This window comes from Flavobacterium denitrificans DSM 15936 (genome assembly GCF_000425445.1).
Classification (GTDB): domain Bacteria; phylum Bacteroidota; class Bacteroidia; order Flavobacteriales; family Flavobacteriaceae; genus Flavobacterium; species Flavobacterium denitrificans.
Map to the genome: position 1 here is coordinate 70,377 of NZ_AUDL01000014.1, position 24,314 is coordinate 94,690.

Annotated in this window: 25 protein-coding genes; 13 read left to right on the top strand and 12 right to left on the bottom strand. The window is 34.2% G+C overall.

What is annotated here, in order from left to right:
- Positions 1-33: 33 nt before the first annotated feature.
- The 5 genes from H600_RS0109915 to H600_RS0109935 form a co-directional block, all read right to left on the bottom strand.
- Positions 34-2,184, bottom strand: a complete 2,151-nt coding sequence (locus tag H600_RS0109915) for a TonB-dependent receptor (protein WP_026728643.1) — start codon at positions 2,182-2,184, stop codon at positions 34-36.
- Between the two features lie 286 nt (positions 2,185-2,470).
- Entirely contained in the window at positions 2,471-2,875 is a 405-nt protein-coding gene (gene arfB, locus H600_RS0109920; protein ID WP_026728644.1) for an alternative ribosome rescue aminoacyl-tRNA hydrolase ArfB, read from the bottom strand.
- On the bottom strand, positions 2,875-4,989 hold the full coding sequence (locus H600_RS0109925; protein WP_026728645.1) for a DUF4301 family protein: 2,115 nt from the start codon (positions 4,987-4,989) through the stop codon (positions 2,875-2,877). Before H600_RS0109925 ends, arfB begins: the two co-directional genes overlap by 1 nt.
- Entirely contained in the window at positions 4,950-5,573 is a 624-nt protein-coding gene (gene pnuC / locus H600_RS0109930; protein WP_026728646.1) for a nicotinamide riboside transporter PnuC, read from the bottom strand. The genes H600_RS0109925 and pnuC overlap by 40 nt, the downstream gene beginning before the upstream one ends.
- Before the next feature lie 24 nt (positions 5,574-5,597).
- The gene (locus H600_RS0109935) at positions 5,598-6,326 is read right to left on the bottom strand and encodes a phosphoglycerol geranylgeranyltransferase (RefSeq protein ID WP_026728647.1); all 729 of its coding nucleotides are present in this window, start codon (positions 6,324-6,326) and stop codon (positions 5,598-5,600) included.
- A gap of 89 nt (positions 6,327-6,415) precedes the next feature.
- Between H600_RS0109935 and H600_RS0109940 the strand changes: the two genes are divergently transcribed.
- The 3 genes from H600_RS0109940 (at position 6,416) to H600_RS0109950 (ending at position 7,778) form a co-directional block, all read left to right on the top strand.
- On the top strand, positions 6,416-7,012 hold the full coding sequence (locus H600_RS0109940; protein ID WP_026728648.1) for a Crp/Fnr family transcriptional regulator: 597 nt from the start codon (positions 6,416-6,418) through the stop codon (positions 7,010-7,012).
- Between the two features lie 83 nt (positions 7,013-7,095).
- Positions 7,096-7,383 carry a hypothetical protein gene (locus H600_RS0109945; protein WP_026728649.1) on the top strand — a complete coding sequence of 96 codons (288 nt, stop codon included), beginning with the start codon at positions 7,096-7,098 and terminating at the stop codon, positions 7,381-7,383.
- Positions 7,380-7,778, top strand: a complete 399-nt coding sequence (locus tag H600_RS0109950; RefSeq protein WP_026728650.1) for a group III truncated hemoglobin — start codon at positions 7,380-7,382, stop codon at positions 7,776-7,778. Before H600_RS0109945 ends, H600_RS0109950 begins: the two co-directional genes overlap by 4 nt.
- Before the next feature lie 35 nt (positions 7,779-7,813).
- Here H600_RS0109950 and H600_RS0109955 read toward each other — a convergent pair whose 3' ends face one another.
- Positions 7,814-8,464, bottom strand: a complete 651-nt coding sequence (locus tag H600_RS0109955) for a 4'-phosphopantetheinyl transferase family protein (protein WP_026728651.1) — start codon at positions 8,462-8,464, stop codon at positions 7,814-7,816.
- Between the two features lie 301 nt (positions 8,465-8,765).
- Between H600_RS0109955 and ahcY the strand changes: the two genes are divergently transcribed.
- From ahcY to H600_RS0110000, 9 genes are all read left to right on the top strand, one after another.
- On the top strand, positions 8,766-10,082 hold the full coding sequence (gene ahcY, locus H600_RS0109960) for an adenosylhomocysteinase (protein WP_026728652.1): 1,317 nt from the start codon (positions 8,766-8,768) through the stop codon (positions 10,080-10,082).
- Positions 10,083-10,281: 199 nt separating this feature from the next.
- Positions 10,282-12,600, top strand: a complete 2,319-nt coding sequence (locus H600_RS0109965; RefSeq protein WP_026728653.1) for a patatin-like phospholipase family protein — start codon at positions 10,282-10,284, stop codon at positions 12,598-12,600.
- A gap of 105 nt (positions 12,601-12,705) precedes the next feature.
- Positions 12,706-13,173, top strand: coding sequence for a hypothetical protein (locus tag H600_RS0109970; protein WP_026728654.1), 468 nt, complete (start codon positions 12,706-12,708; stop codon positions 13,171-13,173).
- 55 nt (positions 13,174-13,228) lie between these two features.
- Positions 13,229-13,561 (top strand): DMT family transporter, encoded by a 333-nt coding sequence (locus tag H600_RS0109975; RefSeq protein WP_026728655.1) that lies wholly within the window; start codon positions 13,229-13,231, stop codon positions 13,559-13,561.
- A gap of 8 nt (positions 13,562-13,569) precedes the next feature.
- Positions 13,570-14,031 (top strand): GNAT family N-acetyltransferase, encoded by a 462-nt coding sequence (locus H600_RS0109980; protein WP_051234401.1) that lies wholly within the window; start codon positions 13,570-13,572, stop codon positions 14,029-14,031.
- Positions 14,032-14,300: 269 nt separating this feature from the next.
- Complete coding sequence (locus H600_RS0109985; RefSeq protein ID WP_026728657.1) at positions 14,301-15,143, top strand: bifunctional helix-turn-helix domain-containing protein/methylated-DNA--[protein]-cysteine S-methyltransferase; 843 nt, start codon at positions 14,301-14,303, stop codon at positions 15,141-15,143.
- A gap of 114 nt (positions 15,144-15,257) precedes the next feature.
- Complete coding sequence (locus H600_RS0109990) at positions 15,258-15,971, top strand: 2OG-Fe(II) oxygenase (protein ID WP_026728658.1); 714 nt, start codon at positions 15,258-15,260, stop codon at positions 15,969-15,971.
- A gap of 135 nt (positions 15,972-16,106) precedes the next feature.
- The gene (locus tag H600_RS0109995; RefSeq protein ID WP_026728659.1) at positions 16,107-16,352 is read left to right on the top strand and encodes an Ada metal-binding domain-containing protein; all 246 of its coding nucleotides are present in this window, start codon (positions 16,107-16,109) and stop codon (positions 16,350-16,352) included.
- On the top strand, positions 16,339-16,947 hold the full coding sequence (locus tag H600_RS0110000) for an alpha-ketoglutarate-dependent dioxygenase AlkB family protein (RefSeq protein WP_026728660.1): 609 nt from the start codon (positions 16,339-16,341) through the stop codon (positions 16,945-16,947). The genes H600_RS0109995 and H600_RS0110000 overlap by 14 nt, the downstream gene beginning before the upstream one ends.
- A gap of 5 nt (positions 16,948-16,952) precedes the next feature.
- On the opposite strand, the gene H600_RS0110005 is transcribed toward H600_RS0110000, so the two are convergent.
- Positions 16,953-17,273 carry an MmcQ/YjbR family DNA-binding protein gene (locus H600_RS0110005; RefSeq protein WP_026728661.1) on the bottom strand — a complete coding sequence of 107 codons (321 nt, stop codon included), beginning with the start codon at positions 17,271-17,273 and terminating at the stop codon, positions 16,953-16,955.
- 31 nt (positions 17,274-17,304) lie between these two features.
- Positions 17,305-18,069 (bottom strand): NUDIX hydrolase, encoded by a 765-nt coding sequence (locus tag H600_RS0110010; RefSeq protein WP_026728662.1) that lies wholly within the window; start codon positions 18,067-18,069, stop codon positions 17,305-17,307.
- Between the two features lie 267 nt (positions 18,070-18,336).
- Here H600_RS0110010 and H600_RS0110015 point away from each other — a divergent pair, with 267 nt between their 5' ends.
- Complete coding sequence (locus H600_RS0110015; protein ID WP_026728663.1) at positions 18,337-18,594, top strand: hypothetical protein; 258 nt, start codon at positions 18,337-18,339, stop codon at positions 18,592-18,594.
- 48 nt (positions 18,595-18,642) lie between these two features.
- On the opposite strand, the gene H600_RS0110020 is transcribed toward H600_RS0110015, so the two are convergent.
- From H600_RS0110020 to H600_RS0110035, 4 genes are all read right to left on the bottom strand, one after another.
- Positions 18,643-20,871 (bottom strand): glycoside hydrolase family 3 N-terminal domain-containing protein, encoded by a 2,229-nt coding sequence (locus H600_RS0110020; RefSeq protein ID WP_026728664.1) that lies wholly within the window; start codon positions 20,869-20,871, stop codon positions 18,643-18,645.
- Positions 20,872-20,885: 14 nt separating this feature from the next.
- Complete coding sequence (locus tag H600_RS0110025; RefSeq protein ID WP_026728665.1) at positions 20,886-22,310, bottom strand: glycoside hydrolase family 30 protein; 1,425 nt, start codon at positions 22,308-22,310, stop codon at positions 20,886-20,888.
- A 2-nt stretch (positions 22,311-22,312) separates the two neighbouring features.
- Positions 22,313-23,152 carry an endonuclease/exonuclease/phosphatase family protein gene (locus H600_RS0110030; protein ID WP_026728666.1) on the bottom strand — a complete coding sequence of 280 codons (840 nt, stop codon included), beginning with the start codon at positions 23,150-23,152 and terminating at the stop codon, positions 22,313-22,315.
- 73 nt (positions 23,153-23,225) lie between these two features.
- Positions 23,226-24,299: a glycoside hydrolase family 16 protein gene (locus tag H600_RS0110035; RefSeq protein WP_026728667.1), complete on the bottom strand. Its 1,074-nt coding sequence runs from the start codon at positions 24,297-24,299 to the stop codon at positions 23,226-23,228.
- Positions 24,300-24,314: the final 15 nt, after the last annotated feature.

The following is a 24,314-nucleotide window of genomic DNA, read 5'->3' on the forward strand; positions in this document are numbered from 1 at the left end:
CCTGAAAGTTTAATTTTCAGGCTTTTTTGTTTGTTAGAATTTCAAAGTCAATCCGGCTAAGAAATTAATTCCCGCCTGCGGATAATAGTACGGATAAATATCCCACATATATCCGTTTGAAACATATTTTTTGTCCAAAATATTGTTCACCATTCCTGTAATCATAATCGATTTGAAAACCGATTTTGGTTTGATTTCATAAGAAACATTCAAATCGTTCACAAAATAATCTGCCAGTTTTGCTGATGGCAATTCAATATTATTCATGTATTGCTCGCCAACGTATTTTTGCAATAACGAAATATGCAAACTCTGAATTGGGCTATAGACAATTATATTTCCGGCGATAACTTCTGGCGAATAAGCAATTTTAGTTGTTCCGTAATTTTGGCCTTCAACAGCCAAATCAACATTTTTATTACTGCTTAAAGTAAAGTTTGGTCGAAGAATAAATTGTTCAGAAAGTTTGATCGTTGCATCGAATTCAAAACCCAAACGATAGCTTTTATCTGTATTAGAACGAATTGGTGCACCAACATCGTCAAGCGTTCCTGTCAAAATCAACTGATCTTTATAAGCCATATAATAGAAATTAGAATTCAATTGGAAGTTTTCCGAATTAAATCTCCATCCTAATTCAAAATCATTTAATTTTTCTGGTTTTACATTTCCTCCTTCGTAATCTGTTCGGTTTGGCTCACGATTCGCACGAGCATATGAGAAATACAGCGTGTTTTTTTGATTGATTTCATAATTTAATCCCGCTTTTGGGTTAAAGAAATTAAAATCATCATCTACTAGACCAGTTTCCGCACTATTAGCTTTGTATGTTACTCTTCGGTACTGCAAATCGCCATAGAAACTCAATTTTTCCGTGAATTGATAATTTGCTTTCGCGAAAATATTTCCGTCTGTTTTTGTCGAAAAATCATCGTAATAATGATCTCCTAATTCTGAGTTTGAAGCATATCTCGCCCAAATCACTTGTCCGTAATGATCTCCTTCATATTTGTTCCAGCCTCCTCCAAAAATGACATCCAGTTTTTCATCTTTATATTTTACAGAAAAAGTCGTTCCGTAGAAATCATTGTCCAACCATTTTTGACGCACCAAATCTGTAGTTGCAACAGCTCCAACTGGGTCTAAATTATAATCGGCCATGTTGGCATCTTCCTTATAATTTTCGTAGTAGCCTTTTCCTTTTGTATAATGAAAAGCCAAATTAGAACTCCATTTATCAGACCACGATTCACTCCAATGTAGTTGATAATGATCTTGCTGATAATTATCGGTTTCATTGTCATAATAACGAGTATTTCCAAATTCATCTGTGTACTTTCCAGCCGAATTATATCTTCTATTCTTATTCAACATTTCACCGTCGATTCCGTTCCAAGATTGGTACGTTTTTTCAGTTCCGCCAAAAACCAAAGCTTTAATTAAAGTGGTTTTTCCAACATAAGTTCCTTGTAGAAAATACGATTTCAAATCAGAACTTGCTCTGTCAATATAACCATCAGATTTAATTCTAGACAAACGTCCAGCCAATTCAAAATGGTCATTTAATAAACCAGTACTGAATTTCACGGTATTTTTCTGCGAATTAAAACTTCCGAAAGAGCTTGAGATTTCGCCAGTTGCCTTCGAAGCATAATTATCTGTCAACATATTCAAACTTGCGCCGAAAGCACCAGAACCATTTGTAGAAGTTCCTACTCCGCGCTGTAATTGAAGACTTTCTACTGAAGAAGCAAAATCGGGCATATTAACCCAAAAAGTTCCTTGGCTTTCTGCATCGTTATACGGAATTCCGTTGATGGTAACATTCACACGAGTTGCATCACTTCCACGGACGCGAATTCCGCTGTAACCAATTCCGTTTCCAGCATCAGAAGTAGTAACTACCGAAGGAAGATAATTCATCAAAGTAGGAATATCTTGTCCCAGATTTCTAAATTTGATTTCTTTTTTATCCATATTACTAAACGTAACCGGAGTTTTTGAAGTCACACGAACCGCAGAAACCAAAACCTCATCAAGCGAATTTACTTTTGTAGAATCTTGCTGTTGCGCAAAAGAAATTAGAGTAAAGAAAATAGAGAATAGAGTAAAGAAAATAGATTTGTTGCTCAGCTTTGCAACTTTGCAACTTTGTAACTTTGTAACTTTAAAAAGTGTTTTCATCTGTAAATAAATTACAAATAAAAGGGGGAATTATTCTTTTGTTAAATTAATAAATGTGTTTCACGACAAAATAAAGTGTGCACGCTTGATAGTGTCGTTTTTTCCCTTAGCAACATTACTCGCTCAGGTTCTTTGGGTATGATCTCAGCTCGTTATTTAGAGCACCCCTTTGAGACAGTGCAAATTTAGTGTTAAAAAGATTAAAACTCCAAAAAATAAATTCCAAATTCCAAAAACTCACTTTTCAATGATTTTCTGTTGGAATTTGGAATTTATTTCTTGTTATTTAATCTAGATTCGGTTTCTTTCTTGATTGTTTCAAATCAGAGATATTCTTTTTATCCTTGATTCTTTTTTTAATTACAGCTTTCGGAACTTTTGTTGCTTTTCTAATCTTCGGAACAAATAATCCTTTTTTGATTATTTCCAGAAATCGCTTTATAACAATATCTTTGTTTTTAAGCTGACTTCGATCTTCATCACAATTTAAAATTAAGATATTTTCAGAAGTTAAACGCGCTGCAATATTAGTTAGCAAAAGCAGTTTTTCTTCATCAGACAAAGCTTGCGAAGCATTTAAATCAAAAGACAAAACCACTTTTGATGAAACTTTGTTCACGTTTTGTCCGCCAGCTCCACTACTGCGAACAGCTTTAAAACTTAATTCTGATATGATTTTATCAACATCCATTATTGTGGCTGATGTGGTGCTTTCAACAAATCATTTACTGTTTTCACCGGGTTAAAAGTAATTAATGGGACAGCAACAAAAATAGTCAGCCAATGCGCCATTGAACCATTCCATAATCCTGGCAATTCGTAATTTTTAACCGTTTTTCCGTCAACACTTTTTTCAACAATAAAACCTGTTTTTTGATCTACAAAGTTTTGCAAATCAAACTTCTGTCCTTTATAACTTTTAATGCCGCAAACTAAATCTACTGGATTAAAATGTGTCGATTCTGCCAAAATTTTAGCCTGCTTTTTATCTGACAAATCAATTTGCGATGTTTCAACAATTTGAAGCGATTTTATGCCTTTGTCGCTCATTACCCAAAAAGGTCCTCCACCAGGTTCTCCTTCATTTTTCACCATTCCGCAAACTCTGATAGGGCGATCTAAAAGTTCTTTGACTTTGTTGATTTTATTCTCAAAAGTAAACATATTGAAATCGCTCGATATTTCAATATTTAATTCATCAGTCAAAAAAAGAGTCATTTCGTTTAATTCCTTTTCTCCAATTTTTTGCTGCTCAATTGCATTCAGATAAGTGAACACTTTTTGTTGTGCCGCAATCAAAATTCCCGCCAACGCTTTTTTGTATAATGTAATTTTATCAATATGATTTTGAATCACATTGTCAATGTTTTTTATAAAAATAACATCTGCATCAAGCGCATTTAGATTTTGAATCAAAGCACCATGTCCGCCTGGTCTAAAAATCAAGGCGCCATTTTTGTCTCTCACCAATCTGTTTTTTGCATCAACCGCAATCGAATCTGTAGCGGCATTTTGATAGGAATAACCAATATTAATCGCAATACCCGAATCTTTTTCTACTTTTTCCTTAAGAAATCCAATTTCTTTTTCAAACAATACTTGATGTGCTTCGGTAACTGTAAAATGAAGATTTGAAACTTGGTTCGAAGATGCGTAATGTGCACATTCGTTTAAATGTTCTTCAATCGGATTTGCAATATGATCTTTATATTTATGAAAAGGCAAAACAGCCTTTGGCTTATCTGCAAAAGCAAAATAATCCTGCGAAAGCAATGTTTTTATGAAATAGTAATTTTTATAATCACGCTCTAAATTATCAAAATCGGGATAAATCGATTTCAATTTTTTATCAACTGCTTTGAAAAAAGGGAACTTATCCATTGCGACAATAAAAATAGGAAGTTCTTTGTCTTTTTTTCTGTTTATATAAGCATTTATTGTTTCTTTTTCGATGTCAAATTCATTCACAAAAGCCCTCAAAAACTTAAACATTCTAGTCGCAGCACCTGAAGCTGGAACGAATTTTTTGATTTTCAGCTTTTCCTTTTGAGCATCAAAAAATGCTGCTTTTTCCTCAAATTCTGTTTCTGAAAAGGCCAAGATACCATCATCAATCGTTGCTGGACTAATCAAATGGCTTTTTGATATTCCTTTTTTAAAAATCTTCAATTGTTTCAGAATATTTTCTAAAGAAATGCCACGCTCATACAACTGAACAAAATCTTCAGATGAAAAGCCACGTTCCTTGGCCATAGCAAGCCCTTCAATAATTGCTGTGGCTTTTGCCAAGCGGCTTTCTTTATTTCCTGAAAGAATTATAAATGGCTTTTTAGTATCAATTAAAGTTTGTTTAAAAACAGAAAACACAGTTTCTCTTCCGTCTGGCGTATCTCTGATATCATCTTTTTCCCAAGGAACATCAATATCTGTCAGGAAAAACAAATCGTACTCATGTTCCAGCGCAGCTTCATTTAAAAGCGGGTCACAGAATCCGTAATACATCTCAGAGAAAACTTTGGTTACCATCAAATTAGTATCGCAGAACAAATAAGTGTTTGCCTTAGAAAGTTTTTCATTCTCTAAAGCTGTTTGTCCGTATGCAATAGGCATCATATCATCAGCCACACAAATGTGCTGATTCTCCTCCCATTTTTCTTGTAAGTAATCGCGTGCAAACTCCGGGACCCATTCGGTTTCGTAATATTCTGCAAGCTGTTTTGCTAAAGTTGTTTTCCCCGTACTTTCGGGCCCAAATAAAGCAATTTTTATGATAGTTGTTTTTTGCTGTCTAAGATTTTTCTCCATTCTAAATAAGCTGAAATAGCCAAAATTGTAAAAATTAAATATTGAAGTGACAGCATCCCTAAGCCGCGATAAGCATAAAGAGGCACAACAATTATATCGCCAATAATCCAAAGTGTCCAGTTTTCGATTTTTTTCCTGGCCATGTACCACATTCCTGCAAAAAATATTCCTGACGAAATCATATCGACATAATTGTCTGGATTGATTGTATAGTCAAAATATTTATAAATGCCGAAAACTACAAAAACGGTCACAATAAATAGTACGATTCCGATTATTTTTTCATTAAAATTTGTACGAGTAATCGGCAAATCATCTTCTGTAGTACTTCCCTTACCCCAAACATACCAGCCGTAAATACTCATTATCGAAAAATACCCATTAATAATCATGTCGCCAATGTAGCCCGCAATGTACAGCAAATACACTGAAATTACTGTCGCAATCAACCCCGTAGGATAAACCCAGATATTTTCTTTTTTAGCAAACCAAACGCTTAATATGCCACAAACAAAAACTAAAAATTCAAGAGCAATATGCCATAACGGCGCATTTTTATAACTGTCTAGAAAAAAATCTATCATTTGGTCAAGCTGTTTTGGGTTGGTTTATGATTCAAAAAAATGACTGTCGTTTTCAAAAGCAGTTCCAATAACTACTAAATCGGCGCCAGCATTATACGCATTTTGAATTCCGTGCAAATCTACAATTCCTCCGCCAACAATTATAGGAATTTCTATATTTTGAGCAATTAACTGTATCATTTTCAGAGGTACTGCATTCTTAGCACCACTTCCAGCTTCTAAATACATCAATTTATTTCCTAGCATTTCTCCTGCTTGTGCAGTTGCCAAAACTAGATCAACGTTTTCACGATTGAGCGGTTTGGTTTTACTAACGCGCGCAACGGCCGTTTCATTGCCACTTTCAATCAAAATATATCCTGTTGAAATAACTTCAAGATCCGTTTTTTTAAGAATTGGCGCAGCCTGAACTTGATATTCAATTAAATAATCAGGATTTCGCCCTGATAATAAAGACAAAAACAAAATGGCATCGGCCTGAGGAGAAATCTGCGAAGGATCACCCGGAAATATGACAACAGGAAGACTCGTTTTTTGTTTTAATTGCCCTATTAAATCTTCTAAAATATTGTTTTCAACGATACTTCCGCCAACAAAAATATGCGTTGCCGGAGATTGATTTATTTTATCCAATAAACCATCTAATTTTTCAAGAACAATTTTATCCGGGTCTAAAAGAATAGCCAGCAATTTTTGGCCTTTATTTTTAGCCTCTAAAATTTGTTGATGAATAGTGCGTAGTTTTTGCTCCATAATGGCTGTAAAAGTAAAAAGTTTTTAACGTAGAAGAACTATTTTAAACCAATTAAATTTGTATATTTCCTATCCACAAGCAAGTAAAAATGATATCTCAGGAATTATTAGAAAAATACGGCGCCCTAAAAAAGTCCTTCCAAAAAAACGAACCAGTTTTTGAAGAAGGCAATCTTCCTACACATTACTATCAGATTATTTCGGGCGAAATTAAAATGAGCAATTATAATGATGATGGTCGTGAATTTATACAAGGAATATTTTATAAAAAGCAGTCTTTTGGCGAACCTCCTTTATTTCTAAATCAAAGATATCCGGCCAATGCCATTGCCGTTGAAGAAAGTACAATTCTTGCTTTGAATAAACCAAGCTTTACGAAACTTTTGGAAGAGAATCCAGCTATTAGCATACAAATAATAGAAAATCTTGCACAACGTTTATATTACAAATCCATAATGTCAGCAGAAATCTCAACTCACGATCCTGAACATCGTGTCTTGAAATTAATCGATTACGGAATACTTTACTTCAATTTTCCAAAGGACAATAATGGTTATCTCATTCATTTAACGAGACAGCAAATTGGCGATTTGACCGGATTGCGTGTTGAAACTGTTATCAGAGCAATAAAAAATTTAGAAAAAAAAGGCGAATTGAAGATTATAAAGCGAAAAGTATATAGATAAAAAAAGTTCTCGTTTTATGATTTAAGTCATAAAATGTAGTGGTATTGTGCATGTAACTTTGTTGATATAAAAAACACTATATCATGACACTATATCAATCAACATTCGACATTTTTAATAGAAATTACATGGGTTCTGCTGCAATGGCAGTAATTGGCCAAAGCTGTTTAGGCGGCGCTGCTGCCATGTATGTTTTAGCAAACGGAACTTCAATTCCTCAAATGATTCAACTAGGAATTATTGTTTTAGCTTGTGTATTTGCAAACACTTCAATATTGGCACAAATGAAGCATAAAACAGTTTTTAACTTTATTATTTTAAGTGGAGTATTAAGTGTATTCTTTATACTTTTGAATAGTTTTATTCTATGAAAAAACAAATAGAAAATAGAGCTGATGTTTCTTTTTTAGTGCATCAATTTTATACTAAAATAAGAGCCGACAAAGAAATCGGCTTTTATTTTAATGAGATGATTTCTGATTGGGATGCGCATCTCGAAAAACTGACGGATTTTTGGGAAACAAACCTATTTGGTGTGCGCAAATACAAAGGAAATCCGCATGCTGTGCACAATGAAGTTGATGCTCATTTTGGTGAAAAAATCACAACAAACGAATTTGGTATTTGGCTGAATCATTGGTTTCAAACCATTGACGAATATTTTGAAGGCGAAAATGCTGAAACACTAAAACGTCGAGCCAGAAAAATGAGTACTTTTTTGTATGTGAGCATGTTTCAGCACAGACAAAAGGAAAGTGAAATTTAAAACTGAAAACTGCCACTGAGACTGTCAACTAAAAACTACTTCTCAAAAGCATAAACCAAGGTAAACTTCCCTTCAAAATTATCTGATTTTACTTCTTGATAGTACACATTAAAATCTTTTACCAAATCATCAAAGTGAAGACTTGCATGAGTTTGTTCTTTTTCTAAAGAAAAATTCTCAACCTGAATATGATCTTTAAAACTGATTCCTTTTTCATTTCTGATTTTAAAGATGGCTTCTTTGGCACCCCAGATAACGGTAAGTTTTTTAATGTATTCTTCTGTAAATTCCGGTTTTAAATAACTGCATTCAAAATCGGTAAATTTATCAGCAATTCGCTGAATTTTTTCGCGTTGCAATTCCATATCAATTCCAACAGTTTCGTGGCTGATAATAATTGCCGCAAAATGGTAGGAATGTGTTATTGAAATGTAATTATGGCAATCAAAATAAGGTTTCCCGAATTCGTCGTAATGCAAATCTTTATCTGTAAAACCCATTTCCTGAATCAACATGCGAACACTCAAAAAAGCACGCTGATGCAGTTGCGATTTCATTCCGTCCAGTCTTTTTTGTGTCTTTTCTTTCAACACAACTTTGCTCAATAACTCCTCAAAAGATTCTGTTATTTCCCAAATTAAGATTTTAGTTGTCTCGTTAAACTGAATAGTCTGAAATAAAGGCATTTTTTAATGATGAATTATGAGTTGTGAATTATGAGTTTTAAAACCATATAAGTCATTTAAGAAAATATAACTGCTGGCTAAAAAAATGTATTAGTAAATATAAGCAATTAGTAGCAAAAGTAATAGTTAAGAAACCTTTTTAAATGAACTTATATCACTTATATGGTTCAAAAACAATTCTGAAACTAACATTCTAGAGATTAAGAAATTAAAGATTTCACAAATCTGACAGAAATTAGTAAAATTCAAAAGCTATTCCTTAAATTTGCAAAAAATTTACAATTATACAAATATAATATAAATGAGTACATCGACTACGCCATATGTGGCTTTCAAAGTAAAAGACATTTCTCTAGCGGCTTGGGGAAGAAAAGAAATTGAACTAGCTGAAGCTGAAATGCCAGGTTTAATGGCACTTCGCGCTGAATATAAAGACGAACAACCTCTTAAAGGCGCTCGTATCGCTGGATGTTTGCACATGACGATTCAAACTGCTGTTTTGATCGAAACTTTAATTGCTCTTGGTGCTGAGGTTACTTGGTCTTCTTGTAACATTTTCTCAACTCAGGATCAAGCTGCTGCCGCAATTGCTGCTGCTGGAATCTCAGTTTATGCTTGGAAAGGTCTTGACGAAGAATCATTTGACTGGTGTATTGAGCAAACTTTATTTTTTGGAGAAGACAGAAAACCATTGAACATGATTCTTGATGACGGTGGAGATTTGACTAACATGGTTATTGATCGTTATCCAGAATTAGTTCCTGGAATTAAAGGTCTTTCTGAAGAAACTACAACTGGTGTGCACAGACTTTACGAAAGAGTAAAAGCTGGAACTTTACCAATGCCTGCAATCAACATCAACGATTCTGTTACTAAATCTAAATTTGATAACAAATACGGATGTAAAGAATCTGCTGTAGATGCTGTACGTCGTGCAACTGACTTAATGTTGGCTGGAAAAAGAGTTGTTGTTTGTGGATACGGTGACGTTGGAAAAGGAACTGCTGCTTCTTTCAGAGGTGCTGGTTCTATTGTAACGGTTACTGAAATCGATCCAATTTGTGCTTTACAAGCTGCAATGGACGGTTATGAAGTTAAAAAATTAAACACTGTAATTGCTAATGCTGACATCATCATTACTACTACAGGAAATAAAGATATCGTTCTTGGAGAGCACTTCGAACAAATGAAAGACAAAACTGTTGTTTGTAACATTGGTCACTTCGATAACGAAATTGATATGGCTTGGTTAAACAAAAACCACGGTGCTTCTAAAATCGAAATCAAACCTCAGGTTGACAAATACAACATCAACGGAAAAGATATTATCATCTTGGCTGAAGGTCGTTTAGTAAACCTTGGTTGTGCTACAGGTCACCCAAGTTTTGTAATGAGTAACTCATTTACAAACCAAACTTTGGCTCAAATCGAATTATGGAACAACAGCGCAGCTTACAAAAACGAAGTTTACATGTTACCAAAACATTTAGACGAAAAAGTGGCTGCTTTGCACTTAGCTAAATTAGGCGTTGAGCTTGAAGTTTTAAGAGAAGATCAAGCTGCTTACATTGGTGTTGAAGTTCAAGGTCCATTCAAACCAGAATACTACAGATATTAATCTATTTAAGATTTATACATATTCAAACCCGATAGGTTAAAACTATCGGGTTTTGTTTTTAGTACATTTTCCTAGACAAATCACTTGTCAATATCTCACGGAAAACATTTCTAACAAAAAATTGCAGATTTACAAATATCTATTTACTTTTAAGTCTTAAAATAAGACTCTATTTATCAAATACTTAAAAGGTAAACACTTGAAAAAATCAACTTATTTAATCGTCTTCTTATTTTTACTAAGTCTCCCACAAATCATTTTTTCTCAAGAAAAAAAACCTAAAGTCGTATTAGTCTTAAGCGGTGGCGGAGCAAAAGGAATTGCACATATTCCTCTTTTGCAAAAGCTGGATTCTCTTCATATTGTACCCGATCTTATTGTAGGAAACAGTATGGGAAGCATCATTGGCGGTTTGTACGCCATGGGATATTCCGGAGATAGCATCGAAAAAATCACTAAAACAATCTCTTGGGAAAAAATTCTTGGTGGAGGTCAATCATTGCGATCTGTAAGTGCCGAAGAAAAACGAGAGTTTCAAAGATATGTAGTGGGAATTGGTGTTAAAGATGGGAAACTTAATAATATTGGTTCTCTTTTAAACGATCAGAATCTAAGAGAATACCTTTCAGAATTAACCTTTCCTGTATATAATGTTAGAGATTTTGATAGCCTCCCAATACCTTTCAGAGCTATGGCTACGGACTTGGTCGAAGGAAAAGAAGTCATTTTAAGCAAAGGCAGTTTAGCTTATGCTATGCGCTCCAGTATGTCATTGCCTGCGATTTTCAAGCCAATGCCCTACGAAAAATCAGTATTAGTAGATGGAGGAGTGTTAAACAATTTTCCAACTGATGTTGCCCAACAAATGGGAGCTGACATTATTATAGGAAGCGACGTTGGTGGCGGATTGGAACCCATAGACAAACTCAACAATGTGATGACAATATTGATGCAAACCAGTATGTTTCCTAGCAATATCAAAAATCCGGCAAATCGTGATCGTTGCACAATATTGGTTGACCATTTACCCAACTTGCGTTTCTCAACTGCCGATTTTGCTGACAGCAATGAAATATACAAAGACGGCAAAATCGCAACAAATCAAAATCTTCCAGCTTTAATTGCTTTGTCCGAAAAACTAAAGGGATTTTCGCAACGAACTCATGCGTTGCCTGATATGCCAAAAGAGTTCGTGCTAGACACCATCGTTTATAAAAAAATAAGCCCTGAGAATATGCCTTTGGTGGTGGGTAGAGCAAATCTCAAAACCCATGTGAAATACACAACCAAAGATTTAATAGCAGGAATTAATAGGGCTATGGGAACTAATCTTTTTGATGAGATTACATACAGCTATTTTGTCAAAGACGGAAACAAGCTCGGAATTACTTTATTTGGATTTGAACGCGCCAAAAATCAACTTAACACATCAATCCATTACGATACTTATAGAGGTGTCGGGATTATTTTTAATTATACCGGAAGAAATATTCTTGCAGACGCTTCCCGACTATTAGTAACGGTTGATATTGCAGAACAGCCAAAAGCCAGAATCAATTATCAAAAGAATTTTGGCGGACATAGAGAATGGTGGTGGGCAACGGAAGCTTATGGAGCTTTTTTAAGACAAGAAATTTACATAGATGGCAAAGCCTCAGATAACATACTCTATAATGCTTTTGAATTCAATAATGAGATCAACCGAAATATAAATTCCCTAAAAAATTATTTTGGTTTCGGCTTGAACTATCATTACACCAATTTAAAGCCAAAATACGATCGGGAATACAATCCAAATTCCATCTCCATAAACAGCTACAACTTTAATAACATCGAATTCAACATGCATTATTCTTATAATGATATGGATAAAGTTTTCTTTGCAACAAACGGAACAATTATAAAATCAAATGTAGCAAGATCATTTCTTTCTAAAGTTAACGCCTCCTTTTCTGACCCCGATTTAACAACCATTTCAGGCACAACAAATGGTTATACAAAATTTGGTTTTACTTATGAAAGAAGAGCGCTTTTAAAAAAGAAAATTACTGGAATCATTGGGTTTGATTCTTATTTTATTTTTCAAGACAAAGTTAAAGAAGATCAAATTGAATTTTCAGGATTCGGATACGCTTCAAAATATTTCCTGGGCGGAATTATTCCAAGCTCAGGCAGTAATCGTTTTTCATTTGCAGGTCTGCATGAAGATGAACTCAATGTTACTCAATATATGGGACTTAAACTCGCATCTCAAATAAATCTCACCGGAAAAATTTATCTGACGCCTCATTTTAATATTGCAACCGTGGGCTTTGATACTTTTGACGAATACATAAACCACGCATTCAATCCAAAAGGAAATTGGGATGATAATTTTGATACTAGTTTAGTACTGTCAGGTGGCGCCGCAATTTCCTATCAGTCTATTTTAGGCCCAATTCATTTTGACACATCGTGGATCAATAATATTGACAAAGTAAGATTATTTTTCAGCGTTGGATTGTCGCTAAATCCATAGAAGAAACTAAAGTAGGTTTTATACATGTCTATTTTATTTAATCTAATAAAAAAGTCTTTTAGGGCTTTGTAAAATAACGGTATATTTGAGAACCAAAACTAAATTATGAGAAACCTGCTTATTGCTATTATAATTATTTTATTGCCCCTTTTCGTAAAGTCCCAAAACTTTAATTATCAACAATATACAATGCGACCTAACCCCCTTACGGGCACTGTAGACCGACCAAAACTTCCGGAATTAGAAACCGTAAAACCTATTTCTTTAAACAGCATAGAAAAATTACAAGCCAAACTAACAAGAGAAGAGCAAAAACTAGTAAAACTGGCAAGAAAAACCTGGGATCAGGAAGAGGAATTAAAAAAAGAACAAGAACAATTAAAAAATCTTGAGAATGATTCACAAAATAGCAATGATCCCGAACATCAAAAAAAGATTAAAGCACTAAAAAAACAAATAGCTAATTCCCAATATAAAGTCGATCAAGCAAAAGCTGAAGTAGCACTAGCATCAAAAAAAGTAGAAGATCTGGAAAAAGCTATAGAAGACTATAAATTTACTAGACACGATTAGCATCTTTTTACATCTTTATTCAAAGCTTTGGTTAACTTTGTAAAAAATCAAAATCATGAAGAACTTTTTATTTTTATTCGTTGCCATAATTTTCGAAATCATAGCAACATCGGCATTAAAAAAATCTTCAGAATTCACTAAATTAATTCCAAGCATCATCACAGTTATTGGATATTGTGGCGCATTTTACTGTTTAAGTTTTGCCATAAAAACTATTCCTGTTGGATTTGCTTATGCCATCTGGTCTGGAGTTGGCATTATTTTAATAACTGCAATTGGCGCTATTTTTTTCAAAGAAATACCAGATTTGCCAGCTATAATTGGCTTGGCTTTAATTGTAATTGGCGTGATTATAATTAATGTTTTTTCTAAAACTGTGGCACATTAATTTTTAAAATGAATTTCAGAAAAGCTACAATTTCAGATCTTGCCGAAATGAAGGAATTGTTTGTCCAAACTATTAGGTCTGTCTGCAAAAACGATTACAATCCTGATCAAATTGATGTTTGGATTTTTGGCGCAGAAAACACCCAGCGCTGGATTGATGTTATCGAAAACCAACTTGTTTTGCTCGCCATAATTCAAGAAAAAATTGTGGGTTTCGGAACTTTAAAAGACAATAATTATATTGATTTCTTCTTCATTCATAAAGATTTCCAAAGACAAGGAATTGCTAATAAAATCTTTACCAAATTAGAACTTGAAGCTAAAAAACATCATTCAAAAATTATAACTTCTGACGTAAGCATAACCGCAAAACCATTTTTTGAAAAGAAAGGATTTGTTGTAAAAACGGAACAAAAAAACATGATAAAAGGCGTCGAAATAATTAATTATAAGATGGAAAAAGAATTATAACGGACAATATAATCTCGCAAAGACGCGAAGTCGCAAAGTTTTACTTTTTAAGTTCGCTAATATTTGTAGACTTACTTTGCGGTCCTTCGACTTCTCTCGGGATGACAATATTGTGGAAAAAACTTTGCGACTTCGCGTCTTTGCGAGATTAAAATCATATCGATTTTTGCGCAAATCTTAGCGCACTTTGCGGTTAAAAAAAACTCCGCAAGTTTCGGATTTTATACCTTTAAAAACCAATCGATATTTGTATTATAAATGGAAAGAAGATGAACACACAGGAAACCATCAATTATAATCGTATCGCCGAAGCTATAGATTATATCAAAGCTAATTTTAAAGAGCAACCCAATTTGGATGAGGTTGCAGAGAAAGTGCATTTGAGTCCGTTTCACTTTCAAAGACTTTTTAGTGAATGGGCAGGCACAAGTCCGAAGAAATTTTTGCAATACACGAGTATTGAACACGCCAAAAAGCTACTTAAAGAAAATCAGGCAACAATCTTTGAAACTGCTTTTGAAACTGGACTTTCAGGAACAAGCCGTCTTCATGATTTATTTGTAAATATCGAAGGAATGACGCCTGCAGAATATAAAAACGGCGGAAAAAATCTAGAAATAAACTACAGTTTTGCCGAAAGTCCGTTTGGAAATATTATTGTGGCATCTACTCAAAAAGGCGTTTGTTTTATGGCTTTCGCCGAAGAAGAAGCGAACGGATTTGATGCTTTAAAAGATAAATTCCCGAATGCTTCTTTCTCTCGAAAATTAGATTTGGCACAACAAAATGCCTTATTTATTTTTCAAAACGACTGGAGTAAATTATCAGAAATAAAACTTCATTTAAAAGGAACCGATTTCCAATTAAAAGTCTGGGAAACTTTACTGAAAATTCCGATGGGACATCTTTCTACTTATGGAAATATTGCACATCAAATTCAAAAGCCTAATGCTTCAAGAGCAGTCGGAACAGCAATTGGAAGTAATCCAGTTGCATTTTTAATTCCGTGTCACCGTGTAATCCAATCTTCGGGAATTTTTGGCGGTTATATGTGGGGAAATACCCGAAAAACAGCCATAATTGGCTGGGAAGGCGCACAGATAAATCCATAGTTATTCTGCCACGAATTACACGAATGTTCACGAATTAATTTTTATCAATTAAAATAAAAATTCGTGTAATTCGTGTAATTCGTGGCGAAAAAAACCTCAATCTAAAACTTCTTTATGCAAAATATACAATCAAAAATTGCTTCTCAAAACTGGGAAAGCATCACCGAATCTATGCACGAAAATGGCTTTGCAATACTTCGAAATATTCTCAACAATGAAGAATGCGAAGACTTAAAATTCGATTATGACAATCCAATTTTATATCGAAAAACGGTTATAATGGAACGTTATCGATTTGGTTTGGGCGAATACAAATATTTCAATTATCCCCTTCCCGATTTGATTCAAAATATCAGAACTGCAATTTATCCAAAACTGGCGCCAATTGCTAATTCTTGGATGAAATCCTTAAATATCAATACGGTTTTCCCAAAAATACATCAAGAATTATTACAACAATGCCACGACAATAATCAACTCAAGGCGACTGTTTTAATTCTTAAATATGGCAAAAGCGGCTTCAATACTTTGCATCAAGATTTATATGGCGATATTTATTTCCCAATTCAAATTGTACTTTTTCTCTCAGAACCTGACGAAGATTTTACCGGTGGCGAATTTGTTTTAACACAGCAAACGCCACGAGCGCAATCGAAAGCAATTGTTTTGAAACCTAAAAAGGGAGATATTTTAATTTTCACTACCAATTTTAGGCCAGCAAAAGGTTCGAAAGGTTATTATCGTGTCAATATGAAACATGGCGTTAGCGAAGTTCATTTTGGAGAAAGATATACATTGGGAATTATTTTTCACGACGCCCTTTCTTAATTTATTTCTCGCAAAGTCGCGAAGTCGCAAAAAACAATCCAACTTTATGTTTTAAGTTTTAAATCCTTGCTTCTTAAATTATAGACAAAAACTTTGCGTTTTTGCGACTTTGCGAGAAATACTATTTGCAAAAATATGATTCAGCACAACAAAATTCAAGATTCAGATCTTCGTATTAAAATTAAAAATGCGGAAATTTGCTTCGGTGGAAACCAAAAACTAAAAATCTACGGAACGCTCAGATGTTCTTCAGGAAAAAGAATGAAGCGCGAAAATCGGATTTTCTTTTTTTCTGAAAATGAAGCAAAGCAAAATGGCTTCAGGCCTTGTGGCCATTGTATGAAACCCGAATATTTAAAATGGAAAAATGGACTTATTTAATCCTGAAAAAGACGAAAACACCAATTTGCTTCCAAAAGATGGAACTGTAAATTATTACGGAAAATTGTTTTCCAGAACAGCGTCCGATTTCTATCGTGACATTCTATTAAATACAATTGAATGGAAAAATGACGAAGCAATAATCTTCGGAAAATTGATTTTAACTAAAAGAAAAGTAGCGTGGTACGGCGATCAAGAATTTGAATATACATATTCGAATACTACTAAAAAGGCTTTGCCTTGGACAAAAGAGCTTTTACAATTAAAGCGCATTATCGAAGAAAAAACGGGAGAAACTTTCAATTCCTGTCTTCTGAATTTATATCATTCGGGCGAAGAAGGAATGGCGTGGCACAGCGACGCTGAAAAAGATTTGAAAAAAAATGGCGCGATTGGATCGTTAAGTTTTGGTGCTGAACGTAAATTTGCTTTTAAACATAAGGAATCTAAAGAAACCGTTTCTTTAATTCTTGAACACGGAAGTTTATTAGTAATGAAGGATGAAACGCAAACGTATTGGTTGCATCGTTTGCCTCCAACAAAGACTACGCAAAAACCTAGAGTAAATTTGACTTTTAGAACTATTGTGAGATAGAAATACTACTTCTTTTTGATTGCAACATTTTCATACGAACGCCTTAAAGCATCTTCAAACATTTCGGGTCTTACTTTTGAAAGTTCTACAATTGTCCAGCCTTGTTTTCCCCATTTGTTCGGAATTGGATAGAAGATCTTTTCACTCGATGCACAAAAAACGGATTGATCAATTTCGTTTAATTTTAAAACAGCGCGATTATTTTTTTCATCAAAAGTTCCAAAAATCTTCTTTTTGATTCGGAAAGAGGTTTTCTCAAAATGTGGTTCTTCAGTAGCATCTGAAAATGACATTGCTAATTTTCTAAATTCTTCAATTGAAACCATAATATCATTTTTTAAAGGTTAAAGCCAGATTTTACCAACCTTGATTCAGTCCATTTTTCAATACTTCATCATATTTTTCTTTATCAAAAGAATATAAATTTGGTGCTTTGTGCGCTACATTGCTTTTCTTTTCATCAAGTTTTGTGACAATTCCGATATTAGTAATTTTTCTCAGAAAATTTCTTCTGTCCAACTTTTTATCCAAAATGGTTTCGTATAATTTTTGAAGTTCGGGCATGGTAAATTTCTCTGGCAACAAATTGTAACCTATTGGCATTAAATTCAATTCAATTCTAAGAGTATCTAATGCTTTATCTAGAATTTCTTTATGATCTAAAATGAGCTCAGGAACTTCTTTATGATCGATCCATTCAATAATCTCATGTTCATTTGAAGGTCTTGGAATCGTTTTTAAAAAATCAACCAAAGCATAATAGCCAATGGTCACAAAACGACGCAAAAGCCATTTGCCTTTTGATTCTTCAATTTGTAGATATTCTAAAACTTTTGCGTCAAAATGCTGATCATTTCTTTTCACTTTTCCAAAAGTGGCAAATTGTCTTAAAAAAATCCCATCAACTCCAGTCCTGTCATTCAAAATAGTTACCGCCGCCGTATCTATATCTTCGTCAAGAGGAATAAATCCGCCGGGTAAAGACCATTTCGGATTATCTCTTACTTTGATAAGCAAAACCTTAAGCTGGTTATCATGAAAACCAAAAATGACACAATCAATTGACAGTCCAGGCTGATAATTTTCATTATTTTCTATTATGTCTTTTAACTTTTTTGTCATCAAAATCTAATTTTTCCTCATTGAATAACCGTGCAATTTAATTCAATTTTGCAATATAAAAACAATTTCTGATGATTATCGTCAAAAATTGGACTATGTTATATAAGTGTATCTATCACAATTTTAACTTAAAATTAAAATCAAATATAAAAAAAATAAGTACATTGCGTCATAATAACACATTTAAATAAATTTGTTGTTATTTCAATAAAAAAGAAAGAATATTATTACATTTATTTTGTGATTTAGTAAATCAACGTGAGAGATATGAACGCTAATCCATTAAAAAATATAAATCAAAGAATACGAACAAAAATTTGGACTTCTTTCGGGTTTGTTTCGAAAACGTATTTATTGGAGGAATCTATAAAATATAGCCAACAACAGGAGAAAATTTTCAATCAAATGATTGTTGAAACTGAAGCTAAAGACAAAAAAGCAAAACGCGAAGCTTTTGATAAAGCTTTATACGCATCCTATAAAGGAATTGGCGCTATGGATTTTATAAATACTGTTTTGAAGTAATTCAAAACCTTTATAAAATCCATAACGCCAATTTAAAATTGACTTCTACTATTGTACTAATTCAAAGTCTGCTCTAAGTTTTATATCTGCTGAAGAAGCTCCGATCATTACTTCAAAATCTCCTGGCTCAGCAACCCATTCTAATTTATTATTGTAGAAAGAAAGTTTTTCTTTATCAATTGTAAATTCAATTGTTTTTGATTCACCTGCATTCAATTTTACTTTTTGGAAATCTCTAAGTTCTAAAACTGGTCGAACTACCGATCCAAATTTATCTTTCAAATAAAGTTGCACCACTTCGTCCCCAGCCACTTTTCCAACGTTTGATAATTGGAAAGAAACTTTAATCGTTTCATTGCTTTTTATTTTAGAAGAAGACAATTTCAAATCAGCGTAATTGAATTTTGTATAACTTAAACCGTATCCAAAAGGGAATTTTGGTGAGTTTTTCAAATCGATGTAAGCCGAAACGTAGTTTTTAGAATCTTCATCTTTCGCAGGTCTCCCTGTACTAAAGTGATTGTAATAAATTGGCACTTGACCTACTTCTCTTGGGAAAGTCATAGGCAATTTCCCTGACGGGTTGTAATCTCCAAATAAAACATCAGCGATTGCATTTCCAGCTTCAGTTCCTAACCACCAAGTATATACAATTGCAGGAGCGTTGTCTGCCGTCCAGTTGAAAATAAGCGGTCTTCCGGCATTTACTAAAACTACAACCGGTTTTCCAGTTGCCATAATTTCTTTTACTAAATCTTCTTGAACGCCAGGAATATGAAGATCGCTTCGGCTTTTTGCCTCACCACTCATATTGTGTCTTTCACCAATGCTCAAAATTACAACATCAGCCTGTTTTGCTGTTGCAACTGCTTCTGCAAAACCGGCTTTGCTATCACCTTCAACTTCACATCCTTTTGCATATAATAATTTCGTGTTTTTTCCAACTTTATTCTGCAAGCCATCCCATTGCGAAACTACCCATTTATCATAATTTACTTCTGGCAATTCAACAGCCCAGAATCCCATATTTGCTTTGTATTCTTTTACCATTGGGCCAATAAAAGCGATCGTTTTCAGGTTTTTAGAAAGAGGCAAAGTCTGATTTTCATTTTTTAATAAAACAATACTTTTCTCTGCAACTTCAAGCGCCGCTTTTCTGTTTTCAGGATTTCCTAAAACTTTTGCTTCTCTCTTATCATCCGAATATTTATAAGGATCATCAAATAATCCCAATTCGAATTTTTTACGCAAAATACGTTTTACAGCATCATCAATCAAATCTATCGAAACTCTTCCTTCTTTAACTAAAGCGGCAAGATTGTAACGATATGCATTACTTTCCATATCCATATCGCTTCCTGCTGTAATTGCAGAATAAGCCGCTTCTTTAAGATCTTTTGAGTAACCGTGCGCTACCATTTCTCCAATTGATCCCCAATCAGAAACTACGAAACCTTGAAAATTCCATTTTCCTTTCAAAATATCACGTTGTAAATGCGCATTTCCAGTTGCTGGAATTCCGTTTAAATCATTGAAAGAATTCATAAAAGTTGCAGCTCCAGCATCTAAAGCCGATTTAAAAGGAGGCAAATACGTTTCTAGCAACATTCTTTCGCTCATATCAACTGAGTTATAATCTCTTCCGCCAACACCTGCTCCATAAGCAGCAAAGTGTTTTACGCAAGCCATAACAGAGTTCAAATCTCCTAATTTGTTTCCTTGAAAACCTTTTACACGTGCATAAGCAATTTTAGAACCTAGGTAAGTGTCTTCTCCAGCACCTTCCATCACTCTTCCCCATCTTGGATCACGACCAATATCAACCATTGGCGCAAATGTCCAGTGAATACCGCTTGCTGCAGCTTCTGTCGCCGCAACTCTCGCTGCCAATTCAATTGCTGGCAAATCCCAGCTTGCTGCTTCGGCTAACGGAATTGGAAATGTTGTTTTATATCCGTGAATTACGTCCTGACCAAACAACAAAGGAATTTTAAGACGCGATTGCATTGCCAATTCTTGGTATTGTCTAGTATATTTTGTTCCAATGATATTCAGCATTGATCCCACTAAACCCGCTTTGATTTCATTTTGTTTATTCGGATTTATTGTTATTGGTCCTGTTGCTTGATTATCGCCAGTGTATTGATTTAACTGACCGATTTTCTCTTCGATTGTCATTTTCTTCAACAGATCATTTACTTTTTGATCTATTGTTTGCTGCTGAGCAACCGCCAAAAAAGACACCATCAGCAGGGTTAATGTGGTTATTTTCTTCATGAATTTAATTTTAATTACCAAACGTAAGTTGCCGCAGCACCCGCGCTTAAAGTCGTTGTAATTTGTTTTTGGTTGTATTTGATATTGAATGTTTCTGCTGAAGCTCCATCATTTTCTACAATTAGGACAATTTGTCCCGACGGAGTTTTGAACGCAACGTTATGTAAGTTTCCCGCAATGTTGCTTCCAATTCTTACTGACCCTTCAGGAACAAATTTTGAAGCATGACCAATCAAATAATAACCTACTTCTCTTTTAACATTCTGATTTTGATCAATCATCAGGGCACCTTTGCAAGTAGAACAACCTCCTGGAGTAAATGGTTTGTAGTTTTCATCATTTGCCAATCCCCATGAAAGTGCAATTTTGCTCCAATTTCTCATTGAACCAATTACAACATTTTTAACACCCCATTTCAAATCATTTTCAAAACTGCTCCCTGACCCTGTATATTGCTCAGTAAAATATAAATCTTTGTCTGGAAACGCATTATGAACCGTTGTCAAAGCGCTGATATCTCCTTCGTATAAGTGAAAAGCTGAACCTGCCACAAAAGGATTTGCTTTAGAATCTTTTAAAATAGTCAAAGGATATTCTGGCTTATTGCAATTATGATCGTATACAATAATCTTGGTTTTTATTCCTGCTGCTTTAAAAGCTGGCCCTAAGTTATTTCCAATAAAATCTGCCTGCTGTTCTGCCAGCATCAACATACTAGGATTGTTCCCCGGATGTAAAGGTTCATTTTGAGGTGTAATGGCATCGATTACAATTCCTTGCGCTTTCATTGCCTGAATATATTTTACAAAATACTCGGCATAAACTTGATAATATTTAGGCTGTAAACTTCCTCCTTTTGAGCTTCCGTTGTCTTTCATCCAAACGGGTGGCGACCACGGCGAACCCATAATTTTAATTTTCGGATTTATGGCTAAAATCTCTTTTAAAACCGGCACTACATCTTTTAAATCTGGGCCAAGATTAAAATGTTCCAATTTTAAATCGGTTTGTCCTGCTGGCATATCATCATACGAAAAAACTGTTTCATTCAAATCTGAAGCACCAATACTGATTCTTAAATAACTTAAACCTACAGCATCATCTTTTCTAGAAAAAAGCTCTTGAAGCAAAGCCTCTCTTTTTGCTTTATCTAATTTCAAAATTGCCTGAGCACTTCCACCTGTCAAAGAAAATCCAAAACCTTCAATAGTTTGGAATTTTTGAGAAGCGTCAACCGTAATGGTTTGGTTCGAATTTGTATCCGAATCAAAAACCAAATCAGGCTGTTTTTTCAATTTTGATGTTTCATCTGTGGTTGTAATCCAAGATGCAGCTTTTCCTGAATGGGAAACCGTGCTTTTTGAAGAACCGCATTTTATTTGAACTGCAATCAAAGGCAGTAAAAGTAAAATTTGAAGTTTTTTGTTGATGTTTTTCATATTCAATCTATTTCTATTAGAACAGGTAAATGATCTGATGGATATTTTAAATCCTTCGAATCACTCAGAACTGCATGTTTTTTAATTTTAAGCTCACTATTTTTTGATACAAAAATGTAATCGATCAATACGTTTACTGGTTTGTCATGTTTGAATGCATTGAAAGTTCCATAAGGGCCAAATGGTTTTTCTATTGAAACATCTTTGGTATCATTCATAACTTTTTTTATTTCTAAAATTTGTTTTGTATCGGGTTCTGAATTAAAATCTCCCATTAAAAAAACAGGAAACTTTTTAGTATTCACTTCCGCAATTTTTGACAAAACAAGTTCTACACCTTTTACTCTTGCAACTTCACCGATATGATCAAGATGAAGATTAAAAACCCAAAACGTTTTCTTTGTTTTTAGATCCTTAAAAAGTCCGTATGTACAAACTCTATTGCAAGCACCGTCCCAGCCTTTCGAGACTTGATTTGGTGTTTCAGACAACCAAAACGTATTGGATTGTTGCACTTGAAAACGATCTTTTTTATAAAATATCGTAGCAGCTTCTCCTGTTCCATTTTCCTCTCTTCCAATTCCAAATTTGGCATAATTTGGCAAAGCCGAAGCAATGTCAATTACCTGATTTGGCAATCCCTCCTGAATCCCGAAAATATCCGGGCTATAGAATTGCAATTGAGAAGTAAAATACTCTTTTCGATTTGGCCAAGCGTTTTCTCCATCTGAAGCAACATCCAAACGAATATTATACGTCATCATTTTCAAATTTTGACCAAAAAATGATTGACTTGTCAAAACAAGCATTACCGCTAAAACTATTTTATTTATTGTTTTCATATTTAAAAAAATTTAATCTCGTAAAGCTATGTTTTCCGAGGCTTTACAAAAAATAAATCGTTTAAAAATTATGTTAATTATATACTCTTACGTAATCAACTTCGAAAGTTGCGCTGGTAAAATTTGGATCTACTTTTCCACCAAAATTTCCGCCCATTGCTAAATTCAGAATCAAGAAAAAGTTGGCATTAAATGGCGTTGAACTGCTGTTTGCATAAGTGTAAAACAAATTATCATCTACATAAAATTTGATGCTTTCTGCAGTCCATTCCGCTGCATAGACATGAAATTCTGTTGCGGAATTTGGAACCGTCGTAGTTGCTGTATCTGGCGTATTTCCAGAACGTCCAGGCGAATGCAGAGAAGAATGATTTACGTTTGGATTATTTCCAACTGACTCTAAAATATCTACTTCACCACAAGCTGGCCATGGAGCAGTATCAATATTATCACCTAACATCCAAAAGGCTGGCCAAGTTCCTCCTCCTACTGGCAATTTTGCACGAACTTCAGCACGGCCATACTTAAACGAGAACTTTCCTTTTGTAAGCATTCTTGCCGAAGTATAATGGCTTCCCATATATTCTTCTTTGATAGCTTTTATTTTTAAAATTCCGTTTTCAATAATCACATTTTCCGGACGAGTGGTGTAATATTCTAATTCATTATTTCCCCAGCCGTCACCAGTTCCTGTATTATAACCCCATTTTGAAGTGTTCGGGGCTCCATTTACATCAAACTCATCAGCCCAAAGTATTTTTCTTGCCACAAAAACATTTACAGAAGTTGTTGTACTGACAAACTGTGATCCGTTATAAGCTGAAACCACAATCGGGTAGTTTTTAGTTCCCGAAGCGGTAAATTCATAACTAAAATCGCCTGTCGTAATTTCTTTTAATTGATTATCAATCAAAACTTTATACGAAACAGCATTTGTAGCCGAAATAGTAAGTTTTATTTTTCCGCTTCCGTCACCATCTGGTTTAGCCACAGTTTTGCCGATAACTTCTACTTGAACAGAAAGGTTTGAAGGGCCAGTTGCAACAGGAGCATCATCTCCGCCATCATTGCCACTGCTGCAGGACAGGCAAGAAAATAACAGGGCTATTAAAAAGCTTATTTTTTTTATTAAATTATTTAATTTCATGGTTTGGTCTTTTAG

Excerpts from the sequence above, each read along its gene's own strand:
- H600_RS0110000 (WP_026728660.1), top strand. The coding sequence starts at position 16,339 with ATGGACTTATTTAATCCTGAAAAAGACGAAAACACCAATTTGCTTCCA.
- H600_RS0109980 (WP_051234401.1), top strand. The coding sequence starts at position 13,570 with ATGAATTTCAGAAAAGCTACAATTTCAGATCTTGCCGAAATGAAGGAA.
- H600_RS0109985 (WP_026728657.1), top strand. The coding sequence starts at position 14,301 with ATGAACACACAGGAAACCATCAATTATAATCGTATCGCCGAAGCTATA.
- H600_RS0110015 (WP_026728663.1), top strand. The coding sequence starts at position 18,337 with ATGAACGCTAATCCATTAAAAAATATAAATCAAAGAATACGAACAAAA.
- H600_RS0109935 (WP_026728647.1), bottom strand. The coding sequence starts at position 6,326 with ATGGAGCAAAAACTACGCACTATTCATCAACAAATTTTAGAGGCTAAA.
- ahcY (WP_026728652.1), top strand. The coding sequence starts at position 8,766 with ATGAGTACATCGACTACGCCATATGTGGCTTTCAAAGTAAAAGACATT.
- H600_RS0110020 (WP_026728664.1), bottom strand. The coding sequence starts at position 20,871 with ATGAAGAAAATAACCACATTAACCCTGCTGATGGTGTCTTTTTTGGCG.
- H600_RS0110010 (WP_026728662.1), bottom strand. The coding sequence starts at position 18,069 with ATGACAAAAAAGTTAAAAGACATAATAGAAAATAATGAAAATTATCAG.
- H600_RS0110005 (WP_026728661.1), bottom strand. The coding sequence starts at position 17,273 with ATGGTTTCAATTGAAGAATTTAGAAAATTAGCAATGTCATTTTCAGAT.
- H600_RS0110025 (WP_026728665.1), bottom strand. The coding sequence starts at position 22,310 with ATGAAAAACATCAACAAAAAACTTCAAATTTTACTTTTACTGCCTTTG.
- H600_RS0110030 (WP_026728666.1), bottom strand. The coding sequence starts at position 23,152 with ATGAAAACAATAAATAAAATAGTTTTAGCGGTAATGCTTGTTTTGACA.
- H600_RS0110035 (WP_026728667.1), bottom strand. The coding sequence starts at position 24,299 with ATGAAATTAAATAATTTAATAAAAAAAATAAGCTTTTTAATAGCCCTG.
- H600_RS0109925 (WP_026728645.1), bottom strand. The coding sequence starts at position 4,989 with ATGGAGAAAAATCTTAGACAGCAAAAAACAACTATCATAAAAATTGCT.
- H600_RS0109955 (WP_026728651.1), bottom strand. The coding sequence starts at position 8,464 with ATGCCTTTATTTCAGACTATTCAGTTTAACGAGACAACTAAAATCTTA.
- H600_RS0109975 (WP_026728655.1), top strand. The coding sequence starts at position 13,229 with ATGAAGAACTTTTTATTTTTATTCGTTGCCATAATTTTCGAAATCATA.
- H600_RS0109945 (WP_026728649.1), top strand. The coding sequence starts at position 7,096 with ATGACACTATATCAATCAACATTCGACATTTTTAATAGAAATTACATG.
- H600_RS0109940 (WP_026728648.1), top strand. The coding sequence starts at position 6,416 with ATGATATCTCAGGAATTATTAGAAAAATACGGCGCCCTAAAAAAGTCC.
- H600_RS0109990 (WP_026728658.1), top strand. The coding sequence starts at position 15,258 with ATGCAAAATATACAATCAAAAATTGCTTCTCAAAACTGGGAAAGCATC.
- arfB (WP_026728644.1), bottom strand. The coding sequence starts at position 2,875 with ATGGATGTTGATAAAATCATATCAGAATTAAGTTTTAAAGCTGTTCGC.
- H600_RS0109995 (WP_026728659.1), top strand. The coding sequence starts at position 16,107 with ATGATTCAGCACAACAAAATTCAAGATTCAGATCTTCGTATTAAAATT.
- H600_RS0109950 (WP_026728650.1), top strand. The coding sequence starts at position 7,380 with ATGAAAAAACAAATAGAAAATAGAGCTGATGTTTCTTTTTTAGTGCAT.
- pnuC (WP_026728646.1), bottom strand. The coding sequence starts at position 5,573 with ATGATAGATTTTTTTCTAGACAGTTATAAAAATGCGCCGTTATGGCAT.
- H600_RS0109915 (WP_026728643.1), bottom strand. The coding sequence starts at position 2,184 with ATGAAAACACTTTTTAAAGTTACAAAGTTACAAAGTTGCAAAGTTGCA.
- H600_RS0109970 (WP_026728654.1), top strand. The coding sequence starts at position 12,706 with ATGAGAAACCTGCTTATTGCTATTATAATTATTTTATTGCCCCTTTTC.